The organism is Microbacter margulisiae, from assembly GCF_014192515.1.
Lineage (GTDB): Bacteria > Bacteroidota > Bacteroidia > Bacteroidales > Paludibacteraceae > Microbacter > Microbacter margulisiae.
In genome coordinates this window covers 2,091,139-2,106,248 of the sequence record NZ_JACHYB010000001.1, presented here as the reverse complement: position 1 = coordinate 2,106,248, position 15,110 = coordinate 2,091,139, and the positions used below count along the sequence as shown (strand labels likewise).

10 protein-coding genes are annotated in these 15,110 nt (G+C 41.2%); 8 read left to right on the top strand and 2 right to left on the bottom strand.

Annotation, left to right across the window (positions count from 1 at the left end; all coding sequences use genetic code 11):
• Positions 1-26 precede the first annotated feature (26 nt).
• The 8 genes from FHX64_RS08555 to FHX64_RS08520 all read left to right on the top strand — a co-directional run bounded on the left by FHX64_RS08555 (position 27) and on the right by FHX64_RS08520 (position 12,392).
• Positions 27-1,574, top strand: a complete 1,548-nt coding sequence (locus FHX64_RS08555) for a carboxypeptidase-like regulatory domain-containing protein (RefSeq protein WP_183413355.1) — start codon at positions 27-29, stop codon at positions 1,572-1,574.
• A gap of 1,110 nt (positions 1,575-2,684) precedes the next feature.
• Complete coding sequence (locus FHX64_RS08550; protein ID WP_183413354.1) at positions 2,685-3,299, top strand: hypothetical protein; 615 nt, start codon at positions 2,685-2,687, stop codon at positions 3,297-3,299.
• A gap of 957 nt (positions 3,300-4,256) precedes the next feature.
• Complete coding sequence (locus FHX64_RS08545; protein WP_183413353.1) at positions 4,257-6,671, top strand: outer membrane beta-barrel family protein; 2,415 nt, start codon at positions 4,257-4,259, stop codon at positions 6,669-6,671.
• A gap of 50 nt (positions 6,672-6,721) precedes the next feature.
• Positions 6,722-8,803, top strand: coding sequence for an outer membrane beta-barrel family protein (locus tag FHX64_RS08540; protein ID WP_183413352.1), 2,082 nt, complete (start codon positions 6,722-6,724; stop codon positions 8,801-8,803).
• A 78-nt stretch (positions 8,804-8,881) separates the two neighbouring features.
• Positions 8,882-9,712 (top strand): IS5 family transposase, encoded by an 831-nt coding sequence (locus FHX64_RS08535; RefSeq protein ID WP_183411862.1) that lies wholly within the window; start codon positions 8,882-8,884, stop codon positions 9,710-9,712.
• A complete protein-coding gene (locus tag FHX64_RS08530) occupies positions 9,709-10,056 on the top strand; it encodes an outer membrane beta-barrel protein (protein WP_183413351.1) in 348 nt (115 codons plus the stop codon). Before FHX64_RS08535 ends, FHX64_RS08530 begins: the two co-directional genes overlap by 4 nt.
• Before the next feature lie 224 nt (positions 10,057-10,280).
• Positions 10,281-10,940, top strand: coding sequence for a GIN domain-containing protein (locus FHX64_RS08525; RefSeq protein ID WP_183413350.1), 660 nt, complete (start codon positions 10,281-10,283; stop codon positions 10,938-10,940).
• A 180-nt stretch (positions 10,941-11,120) separates the two neighbouring features.
• On the top strand, positions 11,121-12,392 hold the full coding sequence (locus tag FHX64_RS08520; protein ID WP_183413349.1) for a M64 family metallopeptidase: 1,272 nt from the start codon (positions 11,121-11,123) through the stop codon (positions 12,390-12,392).
• A 16-nt stretch (positions 12,393-12,408) separates the two neighbouring features.
• On the opposite strand, the gene FHX64_RS08515 is transcribed toward FHX64_RS08520, so the two are convergent.
• Entirely contained in the window at positions 12,409-14,415 is a 2,007-nt protein-coding gene (locus tag FHX64_RS08515) for an alpha amylase C-terminal domain-containing protein (RefSeq protein ID WP_183413348.1), read from the bottom strand.
• 47 nt (positions 14,416-14,462) lie between these two features.
• Positions 14,463-14,915, bottom strand: a complete 453-nt coding sequence (locus FHX64_RS08510; protein ID WP_183413347.1) for a NanQ anomerase/TabA/YiaL family protein — start codon at positions 14,913-14,915, stop codon at positions 14,463-14,465.
• Positions 14,916-15,110 lie beyond the last annotated feature (195 nt).

The window sequence follows — 15,110 nt, the reverse complement described above, 5'->3', positions numbered from 1 at the left end:
CTTTGCGTTTTTAAGATTGGATGGCCATGAAATCCCTGACGGTTTTTTTGATGACGTTCTGTTTTTGTTTCCACCTTTGGGCGGCAGATAGGGCAGACCCTCTGGAACGCATCATTCATTTGCCTAAACAAAAGACTACCGTTTATAACTGGCTTAATGAGATCGGCGATATGGCCGGATATAACTTCATTTACGACAGTAAACTGGTTGCCAATGATCGTCCGGTGAAATTGCCGGCAGAGGATTGTTCCGTGCGGGATGCCGTTTATAAGGTGTTGGGTAGTACTGTTTTTTTACTGAAAGTAGTAGAAAAATATATCGTTATCGACAGGCCTGCTTCTCCCAAAGAATCAGTAACCGTCCCTGTACAGGAGAAAGATACATTGCAACCCATTGTAGTGAGCGGAGCAGTCTATGATAAACTGGATAATATGCCGGTTGCCGATTGTGCTGTTACTATTTATGGAACAGGAATTGGAACAGTGGCTAATAGCAACGGGCAGTTTATGCTGAAGATTCCCTATGACATGCGAAGGGAACAGTTGCGCATTTCGCATCTTGGTTATGAAACCCAGCAGCTTCCGATATTGTTATTTCATTCAAATCCGCGTAATATTTATCTTACCGAACGCATTATTCCCATGCAGGAAGTGATTGTGCGCATGGTGAACCCCCGCAAAATTGTGGACGAAGTGTTGCAATTTCGTGCCCAAAACTATCCGGTGAAACCTTATTACCTTACCACATTTTATCGCGAAGGCATCGAAAAACGTAAAACTTTACTTACGTTGACCGAATCTGTTTTTAAGGTTTACAAAACCTCTTGCTTGAATCCTCCTGCAAGTGATCAGATGAAGTTGCTGAAAATGCGCAAAATAACCAACGAATCGGTGCGGGATACTTTTCTCCTGAAAATGAAAGCCGGCCCTGACGCTACATTACTGTTGGATATCATTAAGAGCGTTCCCGATTTTTTGCAGATTGATGATGACAATCAGTTTAATTACAGCAAAATAGATATGACAGTGTATGATTCTCATCTGGCTCATGTGGTGGCATTTGAGCAAAAAGAGAATGAAGATGAACCGCTATATACCGGCAAATTATATATTGATGCTCAGAATGCTGCTCTCCTTCATGCAGAGTTTGAAATTAATCCCAAATATATCAACAAAGCAGAATATCTGTTTATCGCTCATCGTGGACGGAATGTCAGGATTCATCCGCAACAGGTGATTTATAATGTTTCCTACAAGGAACTGAACGGAAAGTATTATATCAACTACATACGGGGCGATTTGTATTTTAAAATGAAGACTAAACACCAGCTTTTCTATAGTCCATTCCATATTTTTCTGGAGATGGCAACATGTTCTATCGATACGCTTAATGCTAAGCCATTTCCCCGAAGCGAACGCCTGAAAACTACCAATATCTTTTCGGATACCGATTTTCAATACGATGCCGGATTCTGGGGTAATTTCAATATTATCCTGCCTAATGAACAGCTAAATGAAGCTATTTCTAAAATTGCAGCCAAGGTAGAAGAGGCAGATGAGGGAACAATCAAATAAAAGAATGGCCGAGTAACAGGATAACTGAATAACAGAACAGCAAGAAGTTAAAGAAGTCGTATGCAATTGACAATGAGAATCAATATACACGCTTAGCTGTTAATGGTTAAAGGTTAAAGAACTCCTGCCTTTAGGCCTTAGGCAGCTGTTTACCCTTCAATCTTTTCTATTCTTAAGAAAGAAAATCTACAGGCACTACTATTTTAATCGTTCCATTTAATTTTCAGATTAATATTTTCAACAATCTGAAACGCTATCTATGGCTGTTGTCTTCTTAATTCCTGTTTTCCCATTAACTTCGCACCTTCTTCATTTTTTTATGTTACTTAGCAAGAGTTCTTTGATAAACAGAACAGGATTCCCGGGATATTACATATGCCTTCAGCAAAACGGTATCATTACGCTACCAGGGAGTATCGTTTCTTTGATAATGCAGGAAAGAAGGCAAACCGCAGGAAGATGTCTTGTACCTTATGAAATTCGCTGATCACAGAAGGAATATGCATGATTCCTTGTAGATTCGGCGGAAAATAAAAGCAATTTGCTCTGTTTCCTGTGAAATCCGCGGAAAGCATATGTAATTCGATCTGTTCCATATACTATCGGCGAAAAGCACAAGGAATACATATTGTTCCTTATAGAATCGGCGGATAGCATAAAGAATATATCTTATTCCATATAGAATCCGCGGAAAGCATATGTAATTCGATCTGTTCCATATACTATCGGCGAAAAGCATAAGGAATACATATTATTCCTTATAGAATCGGCGGATAGCATAAAGAATATATCTTATTCCATATAGAATCCGCGAAAAGCATATGTAATTCGATCTATCCCATATACTATCGGCGAAAAGCACATGGAATACATATTATTCCTTATAGAATCGGCGGATAGCATAAAGAACAGACATTATTCCATATAGAATCCGCGGAAAGCATATGTAATTCGATCTATTCCATATACTATCGGCGGAAAGAAGAAGGAATCCATCCTGTACAACATTATACAGACAATATGCAGGTTATATTTTGAAAGATAGTACATAGCTAAAACAAGGACAGCGTTTCTATATATCCATTATTATTCATCTAAATCTCAATGCGTATGAAAAAAGTAAGAGCTCTTTTTGATTTTGTCAAATTTCCTGTTCCGGTAAAGATTGCATTTTACAACAACGTGGTTGAAAAACTCACCGGAAATACCAAGTTCCCGGAACCTGATGTTCTCCTCGCTGAAGCCAAAACAAAGGTGGATAAGTTAAATACTACCTACCTGGCATCCAAAGACGGGAGTCATACGGCAGTCTCGGCCATGCATGACGCAGAAAAAGAGGTCGATTATGATTTCCGCATTTTGGTTGCTTATGTGAACCGGATTGCCGATGGGGATGAAACAGCGATTTTAAGTGCTGGTTTCCATACGCTCAAACAACCATCTTCCGTACAAAAGCTGCCTTTATCGGTCAGGAACGGGGAAACTTCAGGAAGTGTGGTTCTGGTAGCCAAGGCAGTTAACACCGCCCGTGCCTACATCTGGCAGATGGCGAAAGACAAACTACCCGAAATGGAGAGCGGATGGGATATCATAGGGCATAGCACCCAGACTAATTTCAAGATGTCAGACCTGGAAATTACCGGTTGGTATTATTTCAGGGTAGCTGCCATCACTCCCAGTGGAACCACCGGCTATACTCCTGCCGTAATGAAAGTGGTGGTGTAAAGAACGTTCTTCTTACTGATTGGATGACCCAAAGTCATCCGGTCAGTTTGCTTAAAGCCTTTTGTTTATTTTCTTCCTTTTTTTTACCCCTCAAAATAGCCTACTACACTACAAAAGAAGCAGACTTAAGGTATAAAAGCTATTATTTTTGACATAAACCACTGTTATTTAGTTGTCTGTGTAATGCTAATATTCTTAAAACTAAGGTCTTTTCTTGTTGCAATTTGGTAGCATTCCGATTTTTTTTATATTACTTTGAATGGAGCAATGAAATAAATTGTTGATGTAATGAAGAAAACATTCCTTCATGACACCAAACAGAAGAATTGATTTCCTATTGCTCTTTCCTACACTGCTCACCCGATATAAAAGATAGAAAAAGAGCCATATACAGCGCATGGATCCATCTGAATTATTGAAATTGGGAATGGAATAGATGCTTCCTAAGATAAACGACAAAAAAGCAGAGAATTGCTCTTTTTATGCCGAAAAAACAGCCTGTTTTGTATTAAAACCTTCCTTTTTATCGTGTTGTCAAGTTTTATTTAAAACGGGCATTTGCAGAGTCTTGATAATTAAAGAGATACAATGGTTAAAATACGTAATGTCAAGTTCGTGTTTGTGGGAATATCGTATTTCCTATTTCTCTTTTGTGTAACTTTAGCAAGAGCAAGGAATAAATTGCAAGAGAAATATTTCATTAGGGTATAAAAATAAAGATTTGTATCAATAGAGAGTTCATCATGATCTATGCCAACATTAAATATCAAAAGGCGTTCTATAAACGAGCATGTTGACAACAATGAATCGATTCATGCAAGAACCAAATATATACATGTTGTATGTCTATGGCAAGAAACACCAACTTTGATATTCAGGAAAGCGATCATTTTTAGCAAGAAGTTTTAAGTGATCGATTTGAGGATAAAGTATTTAATTGTTTTATATTCCCATATTATGCATAATCCATTGACCAATCATTCCTGCAGGCGCTGTTTGCTACTGCTCTTTGTATTCAATAGCCTGGTGATCTGGAGTCAGGTGGAGTTGCGGGGCAAAGTCGTAACCCCAAACCACCAGGGCGTCGATTTCGCAGAGATCGACCTGTTGAAAGACAGCACCTTTGTCAAACAGGCCCTGTCCGATACCGATGGAACCTTCACGATAGCCATTAAAAAAGGACGATATGACCTGCAGGTCAGGCAATGGGGAAAGCTATTAAAAGATACCACACTACTATTGGAGCACAATATCAACCTAGGCGACATCTTCATAGACCCCACCCAAATGCTGCACGAAGTGATAGTAGAAGGTCACCAAAACCTGTTTGAACGCAAGCCTGACCGGCTGGTCTTCAATGTCGCCAATTCCATCATCAGCACAGGCGGCGACGCCCTGGACGCTTTACGCGTCACGCCCATGCTGCAAGTGACAGACGACCAGATCAGCATGATAGCCAAAAGTAACCTGATGGTTATGGTAGACGACCGCGTTATCCCCCTCAGCGGCCAAGACCTGATCAGCTACCTGAAAACCATCCCTTCATCCAGCATCAAAAGCATAGAAGTCATCACGACCCCGCCGGCCAAATACGAAGCAGAAGGCAACAGCGGGATCATCAACATTGTGCTGAAGAAAAACCGGACGGATTCCTGGAACCTTAATCTGCGGGGCACCTATACACAAGCTACCTATTCAAACGGCAATGCCGGGGCTGACTTTAACTACAAGAAGGGGAGGATGTCCATGTACGCTAATGTTACAATTGGAGATGGGATTTTTTTTCACCAGATAAACAACAAAATCTATTATCCTACTGAAATATGGGCGATTACAATGCCCTATCATGACATTGTCAAATATGCGAATGCAGACATGGGAATTAATTATAGAATGAGCAATCGATGGGAAATCGGGGCCATGTATTTCGGAACACTTTCGACAGATCATTTTAACAACAACGCTATCATGACTACGGTTTATAATAATACGGATAATTCGATAAAAGAATTTATGCCTGCCATAATAAACAAAGATAACCCAAGCAGCCTCCATGCTGTGAATCTGAACAGTACGATCAAACTCGATACGCTGGGAAAGAAAATAACGGTTGACATGGATTATTTTATCAACCACAGCCGTGATTCCATCAGCAATTGGGGAAACAGCCTCTATCCGGACCAAAGTATGATCCCCGGTTCCTATTATGCCAATATGAACCGGAATAAAGGGAACGTAATTAACTATTCGGCCAAGATCGATGTGACGTTACCCTATTCATGGGCCAGCCTTGACTTTGGCGGAGAAGCATCCTTTACCAACAACAATAACGACTATATTTTTTACGACAACACGACAGGACAGCCGGTGGTGGACAACACCCAAACCAATACCTTCCGCTATCGGGAGAACATCCAGGCAGCCTATCTGTCAGCCAGCAAGAAGCTCTCTAAGGCATTGAGCGCCCAGGCCGGACTACGGCTGGAAAACACGGAGACCCAGGGCTATTCCCAAACGTTAAACCAGACAAACAACCATAATTACCTCAAGCTGTTCCCCACCTGCTACCTGACCTACCAACTGGGTGGTGACAAATCTATCGCATTAAGTTACAGCCGCAGGATTAGCCGGCCTTCCTATAATGCCCTGAATCCTTTCAGGTTTTATATCAATTCCTATGATTATGCCGAGGGAAATCCCTTCCTGCTTCCTTCTTTTTCCAATAATGTAGACCTGTCGGTCACGACGGATCATTTCGTGCATGATTTTTGGTATAGCAATTTCACAGGAGATATAACCCAATTCCCTTTTATTGATCCTACCACCCAAGTGATACGTTATTATCCGGAGAATTGCATTAATTACTACAGCACAGGTGTTTCCGAATCCTTCACGTATAATAAATTATGGTGGTGGAACTCGTACAACAATGCCGTCTGTTATTATATCCGGAAGAGGGCGACGATACCCGAGGCCACTATGCCATTGCTCCACAAGGTAAGCGGAAACTTCACTACCAATAACGATTTTATACTCAATAAAAAAAGAACCCTGATGCTCAATCTCGGTTTCTATTATGAATTCCCTTATTTAGAGGCTTACGATAACGTGGACGCCACCTGGTATGCCTATGCAGGGATTAAGATGCTTCTATTAAAGGAGAAACTGACTCTGTCATTAACGGCAAACGATATATTCAGGACAGATTATATAAAAACTACTATCATCTCAAATAATCTCCAATGTGTGTATGACCATTATAATGATACGCAGTATTTACGTTTGGCGGTAAGCTACAGATTCGGGAATAAGCTTGTCCGGGTAGAAAAGCGTAATGTAAGCAATGAAGATGAACGGGAAAGAGCAAGATAACATTGCTTAGAGAGCACGATAAAGATCATATAATCATTAATTTTTTATTTATGACCCCATTAACCAATCATTCCTGCAAGCGCTGTTTGCTACTGCTCTTCGTATTCAATAGCCTGATGATCTGGAGCCAGGTTGAGTTACGGGGCAAAGTCGTAACTACCCATCACCAGGGCGTCGATTTCGCAGAGATCGACCTGTTGAAAGACAGCACCTTTGTCAAACAGGCCCTGTCCGATACCGATGGAACCTTCACGATAGCCATTAAAAAAGGACGATATGACCTGCAGGTCAGGCAATGGGGAAAGCTATTGAAAGACACCACGCTACTATTGGAGCACAATGTCAATATAGGCGACATCTTCATAGATCCCACCCAAATGCTGCACGAAGTCGTAGTAGAAGGTCACCAAAACCTGTTTGAACGTAAGCCTGACCGACTGGTCTTCAATGTCGCCAATTCCATCATCAGCACAGGCGGCGACGCCCTGGACGCTTTACGCGTCACGCCCATGCTGCAAGTGACAGACGACCAGATCAGCATGATAGCCAAAAGTAACCTGATGGTTATGGTAGACGACCGCGTTATCCCCCTCAGCGGCCAAGACCTGATCAGCTACCTGAAAACCATCCCTTCATCCAGCATCAAAAGCATAGAAGTCATCACGACCCCGCCGGCCAAATACGAAGCAGAAGGCAACAGCGGGATCATCAACATTGTGCTGAAGAAAAACCGGACGGATTCCTGGAACCTTAATTTACAGGGAGCTTACACTCAGGCTACTTACCCGGCTGGCAATATCGGAGCTGACTTTAACTATAAGAAGGGTAAGCTGTCCCTCTATTCAAATGTTACAACAGGCTTAGGAAAAGGAGTTGACAAAATGAAAAATATCATTTACTATCCCAATGAGACATGGGTGTTAACAGCACCTCTTAAAGGAAGCTATAAGTATGTTGGTGAAGACATCGGCATTGATTATGCTATGACAAAAATGTGGACAATAGGAGCAGACTATTTTGGCCATATCTCTACCAATCCACTTATGAAGAACAATGTTTTAACGACTGTTTATAATCCTGATAATACGATAGATGAATTGATGAATAGTACACGAAGCAGATATGGTACCCATAATTTAAATGCAATAAATGTTCATAGTATACATCGTCTGGATACATTAGGCAAAAAGATATCCTTTGATTTTGATTACTTTGTATATAATAGTACTGATTCAATGAGTAATATCGGAAATAGCAGTTATGCAAACCAAGCTATAATCCCTGATTCCTATTACGCCATAATGAACCGGAATAAAGGGAACGTAATCAACTATTCGGCTAAGATCGATGTGACGTTACCCTATTCATGGATTAACCTTGATTTTGGCGGAGAGGCATCCTTTACCAATAACAATAACGACTATATTTTTTATGACAATACGACAGGACAGCCGGTGGTGGATAACACCCAGACCAATACCTTCCACTATCGGGAGAACATTCAGGCAGCCTATCTGTCAGCCAGCAAAAAGCTCTCTAAGGTATTGAACGCCCAGGCCGGGTTACGGCTTGAAAACACAGAGACCCAGGGCTATTCCCAAACGCTGAACCAGACAAACAACCATAACTACCTCAAGCTGTTCCCCACCTGCTACCTGACCTACCAACTGGACGGTGACAAGTCTATTGCATTAAGTTACAGCCGCAGAATTAATCGACCAGATTATTATCTTTTGAATCCCTACAAGTCATATTTCAGTGCATATGATTATAGTGAGGGAAATCCTTTTCTGCTCCCTTCGTTTTCCAACAATGTAGACCTGTCGGTCACAACGGATCATTTCGTGCATGACTTGTGGTACAGCAGTTTCGCAGGGGACATCTACACATTCCCTTTTGTTGATCCAACCACCCAAATGATACGTAACTACCCCGTAAATTGTATTAATTACTACAGTACGGGTATTTCCGAGTCCTTCACATTTAATAAGTTATGGTGGTGGAACTCGTACAACAATGCCGTCTGTTATTATATCCGGAAGAGGGCGACGATACCCGAGGCCATGCCATTACTCCACAAGGTGAGCGGAAATTTTACCACCAACAACGATTTCATACTGAATTCGTCTTGACTTTTACAAGCTTTAAATACTAAAAAAAGGGAAGAGCCGTTTTATGAAAAGCAAAACTATAAAACACCACTCTTCCCCATGTACTTAGTACTCGACAAAGATACAATAAATAAAGAAATAGTGCCATTCATCCCTGTACCCAAGAGAGGGTTCAGGACAAAGTGTGATATCGCCGAGATTGTTAACTGCATATTGTACAAATTAAAAACAGGTTGTCAATGGCATATGTTGCCCGTTAAAAGTTTATTTTCTAATGTCGTATTGCATTATAAGACTGTTTTCGGTTATTTTCGTACATGGTGTAAATCAGGAGTGTTACAACAAATCTGGTTTGGTTTATTGAATAAATACAGAGCCTCATTGGACATGTCCAGTGTTGATTTGGATGGCAGCCATACCCCCGCATTACGTGGAGGAGAACAGGTTGCTTATCAGGGTCGGAAGAAAAGGAAGACTACCAATGCTCTTTATCTTACAGACAGACAAGGTATCCCATTGGCCATATCAGACCCGATAGAAGGGAATCACAATGATTTACATCAAATTAAAGAACGTTTTACCGACATTATTGATTCGCTGAATAACTCCGATATAAGAGTTGATGGTCTTTTTCTTAATGCCGATGCAGGTTTTGACTCTGCGGAGTTCAGAGAATTCTGTTCTTCCCATGAAATAATACCCAACATCGCTATTAACTGGCGTAACGCAGCACATACGGATGATATATTCTTCGATGAATTGCTCTATCAGCAACGCTATTGCATAGAAAGAACCAATGCATGGATGGATAGTTTCAGATCTCTATTGAACAGATTTGATGTTACTTGCTCCAGTTGGCAAAGCTTTAACCTTATCGCTTTTATCGTGATACTACTTAAGAAAATTACTAAACAGAAAAAGTCAAGATGACTTCACTAAATAAAAAAAGGAATATAATATTCAACCTGGGTTTTTACTATGAATTTCCTCACATTGACGGATATAATACGATACAAGCTACTTATTATGTATATTCCGGCATTAAGATGCTTTTGTTAAAGGAAAAATTAATTCTGTCATTAACAGCAAACGATCTGTTCAGGACAGATCATGCAAAATCTACTGTTCTCTCAAATAATATTAGATATACATTTGATAATTATGGTGATACGCAGTATTTACGTCTGGCGGTAAGCTACAGATTTGGGAATAAGCTTGTCCGGGTAGAAAAGCGTAATGTAAGCAATGAAGATGAACGGGAAAGAGTAAGATAAGATGGTAGGAAGAAGATTTGCTTCATCATCAAAGCCTTGCTGTCATGCTATAGTGTTGGTAGATTAAATCTGACAACCAGTTTGTTGGGAAATGAAGGATTAAATAAATGTAATTAAATACGTATGTGTAATATTAATACGAAAGTTTCGTATGTTTGCGTCAAGATCATAATGCTTGTTATTATGGTTACGTTTAATTCAATCTCTCTTTAAATTATTTACTTATGAAACATTTAATTATCAGTGCATTTGTATTGGCAACCACCATGCATATGCAAGCTCAGATCGTAAAAGAATTACGTGTGAATACTGCTGGTATTATCCATACAGTCAAAATTAACGACGTTGCCGCCGTCTGTTTTTTAGCGGGCAGCACCTACAAGGTGGAAATTGAAACAGAAAAAGCAAATCAGCCCAATGTTACAGTTACAGAAACCAACCATCAGCTTACGATAGACGCGATCCACAAACAAAACTCCAAGCGCTGCATAGCCTATATTACGATACCCAATAAACCGGTAACCATCATAGCCAGGAACGTAGCCAGTTGTTATACAAGTCCAAACAGCATCCTTGAACTCGATAACTTACAGTTTGACGCCCGATCGGTAGCCAGTATCAAAATGAATCTTATATCTAATGTTTTTAACTGCACGTTCAATGCCGTTGCCTATGCAGAGATGACAGGCTCTGCCAACCGGTGCAAATTTGATTTCACCTCCACCACGGATATAAAAATGGGGAAATTTAAGATCAAGGATCTGGATTTAACGGCCCACAGTGGTATTTCTATGAGTCTTTATGTAAGCAGGCAATTGAAGTCCGATGTAAATAATGTTATGCATTTTGACCTTGCAGGACATCCTCTTATTGTCAAAGAGTAACTTTCTAGTCCCATACAGTCATGTTGATTGATATAAAGCAGGCATTAGTTCTTTATGCAAAGCGATGGGAACAGGGCGGCGTGATGCCGCTCTTTCCCTTTTTCAAGACAATTCTTTGAAAAGCAATATTTTGTCTTCTCTCTTCTATGATGTACATTTGTGCATCAAAACTAAAAGAGTATGAAACACATCTTCTTTTTCTTCGTCCTGTTACTGTCAACACTGACCGTTCAGGCACAGTTTAGCAAATACTTCGAAAACAAAACCTTACGCATGGATTATTATCATAGTGGTAACGATACGAGCGAATGTTACACCTTTGATGAATTGATCCAGGAACCATACTGGGGCGGATCGCATGTCAATCTGGTCGATACCATGAACTATGGCGATTATTATGTCAAGGTGTTTAATGTCAGCAATGATTCGCTACTTTATTCAAGGGGTTATTCCACGCTTTTTCGTGAGTGGCAGACAACATCTGAAGCAAAAAAGATCAGCCGGACTTTCTCCGAGACGGTGGTGATGCCTTACCCTAAGGAAGATGTGCGCATTGAGCTCTACAGTCGCGACTGGAACGGCATTTTTCATAAAAAGTTTACCTATGTTGTCGATACGGGCAATTATTTTATCAAGCACGACCGCCGTCTGGTCTATCCGTCGTTTGATGTACAGGTGAAGGGTGATCCGGCCCATAAGGTGGATGTGGTGATTTTACCCGAAGGATATACAAAAGCGCAGATGGGTGAATTCATCAATGATTGCCGCAAATTTGTCAAAGATTTTTTCACGGTGGCTCCTTATACAACGAATGAGGATAAGTTTAATTTTCGTGCGATACTGGCTCCCTCGCAACAATCGGGCTCCGATATTCCGGCTCAAGGCGTTTGGGTAAATACCATTTTGAATACCAGTTATTATACGTTCGATAGCGAACGCTATTTGATGACCATGGATGATAAAAGTGTCCGCGATCTTGCTGCGAATGCTCCCTATGATCAGATTTACATTCTGGTCAACAGTCCGAAATATGGAGGAGGGGCTATTTACAACGACTATAGTGTAGCGGTGAATAGCAATAAGAAATCGGCTAAAATCCTGATTCATGAATTCGGGCATGGCTTTGCCGGGCTTGCCGACGAATATTATAATGACACCACAACCTACGGCGCATTTTATAACCTGAGTATTGAACCGTGGGAACCGAATATCACTACGTTGAAACACTTCAACCGGAAATGGGAACATCTGGTGAAACCCGGGACTCCAATTCCCACGCCGGCTACAAAAGCTTACATCAACACGGTTGGCGCTTTTCAGGGAGCCGGATATGAACCCAGGGGAATGTATCGTGCGTCGCAAGATTGCCTGATGAAGACATTCAATGGCGATACGTTTTGCCCTGCTTGTCAGGAAGCAATCCAAAAAATGATTGATTTCTGTACCAAATAATGCCAGATTATAAACTTCAGGATTCCCGTTTTAGCACTAAAGCAGTTCGCGATGGGAGATAAACCTTAAGCCATTCCTTGTTTTGGTCTTTGTAAAGAGGGTCGAATTGGGTGAGGTGAGGGATGGTTTCGTCTACCAGTTCAAATCCCCCGAAACGTTTTGCATCACTGTTGAGCACCACCAAGTAGCGTCCAGGTGTGGTTAATATTCCGTATCCGGTAAAGGAACGGACAGGATTGAAGTTGTAGATAAATACTAAATTATTGCGTTGATATGCCAGTACTTGGTCGTCGCTCTTATCCCACAATAAAGAGATATTACCTAAATTAAACTGAGGTGTTTGTCTTATGAGATGAATCATGGCTTGGTCGAAATCGTTCAGGCAATGGTAGAATAACCTTTTATTGTCGAGCAATCCCCATTGTCGGCGGGCAAATTTGTATGACCATCCATTCCCAGCACGCGGAAAGTCAATCCATTCCGGATGCCCGAATTCATTCCCCATAAAGTTGAGGTAAGCGCCATTCATGGTAGTTGCCGTGATGAGCCGTATCATTTTGTGCAGAGCAATGCCTCTGTTTACAGTTAGCGTAGCGTCGCCGATCTGCATATGCCAGTACATGTCGGAATCGATCAATCTGAAGATGATGGTCTTGTCTCCAACCAAAGCCTGATCGTGGCTTTCGGCATAGCTTACCGTCTTTTCGTTAATCCGTCGGTTGGTCAATTCCCAGAATATTTCTCCCGGACTCCACTCTTCGTCACGTTTTTCTTTGATCAGTTTAATCCAGAAATCAGGAATTCCCATCGCCATGCGGTAGTCGAATCCCATACCACCGTGTTCAAACGATGTCGAAAGCTCTGGTAATCCGCTCATTTCTTCTGCAATGGTGATGGCACTGGGATTAACCTGATGGATGACTTTGTTGGCTAAAGTGAGATAGCAAATAGCGTTGTCATCCTGATGACCATTGTAATAGTCATTATAGTTTGTAAAGGATTCTCCAAGTCCGTGACTGTAATAGAGCATGGATGTAACACCGTCGAAACGGAATCCGTCGAAATGATATTCATCAAGCCAGTATTTGCAGTTGGAAAGCAAAAAATGAAGCACTTCATTTTTGCCGTAATCAAAACATAATGAATCCCAGGCTGGATGTTCACGTTTACTACCGGAGTAGAAGTAAAGATCGGGAGTCCCGTCAAACAAAGCTAATCCTTCTACTTCATTCTTAACAGCATGTGAATGAACGATGTCCATAATTACAGCTATGCCTGCTTGGTGAGCCTCGTCGATAAGTTGTTTAAGCTCGTCTGGAGTGCCAAAACGTGAAGAGGAGGCAAAAAAGCTCGATACATGGTACCCGAACGATCCATAGTAAGGATGCTCCTGAATAGCCATGATTTGTAGGCAATTGTATCCCAATGATATTACGCGGGGCAATATCTTTTCCCGGAAATCGTTGTACGTAGCAATCGATTCTGATTCTCCCGACATGCCTATATGACATTCGTAAATCAATAATGGATCGAGAGTTGGTTTGAACTGGATATGCTTAAATTCATAAGGCTCGGCGGGTTCCCACACCTGAGCGCTGAAAATCTTGGTATGTTCATCCTGAATTACACGTCGTGCCCATGCAGGCACCCGTTCTCCCGAACCGCCATCCCAATGTATCATCAATTTGTACAGTTGCCCGTGATGAATGGCTTCTAATGGGAGGTTGATTTCCCAGATACCATGTTCGCGAGGTTCCAGCTTAAATTCATGATGTTGTTGCCAGTTATTGAAATCCCCGATGAGGTAAATAGCAGTAGCGTGAGGCGCCCATTCACGGAAAATCCAACCGGAAGGAGTGTGATGCAATCCGAAATAAAGATATCCGGAAGCAAAATCAGCCAGGGAAGTTTTCCCTCCTGTAAGTTCCTGCTCTTTATCGATAGCCTGTTGATGCCGGCCTTCAATAGCTTTTTCAAATGGTTGAAGCCAAGGGTCTTGTTGTATAATCGTGAGTGGAGGCATAAGTGCTTAAGTTAAGTTCTCGTCAGCATGCAAGCAATACAAGGCTGTTAAAGTTCAACGCGTACCTTGACAATAAGTTTCTTCAGTGTGCCCTTGGTAATGCCCGGTGCATGTCCATCCTGAGGAAAGAAGATTGCATATTGTCCCGGCTTCAATGTCACGTATGTGGTAGGTCTATCCTCAAAAAAAGCAATATCCTTTGTTGTATCATATGCCTGGGACACATGAGAGCATTCTGTTTCAGCAATCCATCCGATAGTTTCAGGTGCTGAGAGCGGCATTTGAATATCGATATATTTTTGATGTGTTTCGGTGCGTGCGGCCTGCATTTCTTTTCCTTCCATTTCAGCTACTGAAATGAATAAATTTTCTCCGTCAAGCACTATTTTGCCTACGGGGGCATCACTTAAATCATGTTGTTTGAGATAATCAAAAGCTTGTTTGAAGCGTGGATGTAATATTTCGTAAAGCGAAGTATCTGCCAATGTAGCGACGATCATAATGTGAAAAATATAAGCGGTTTCTTTATGTCATTTATTGTCACAAAAATAACCCTTTAAGCTTATTTCTGCAATAGTAAATGATAAAATCGTGGCATTATTTTTCTTTAATAGCCATTTTGACTGACAGATTGAAAGAAAAATGAGATTTTTGCCTACATAAAAAAGGCAATATTAAAGTCGTTTTTAAAGACA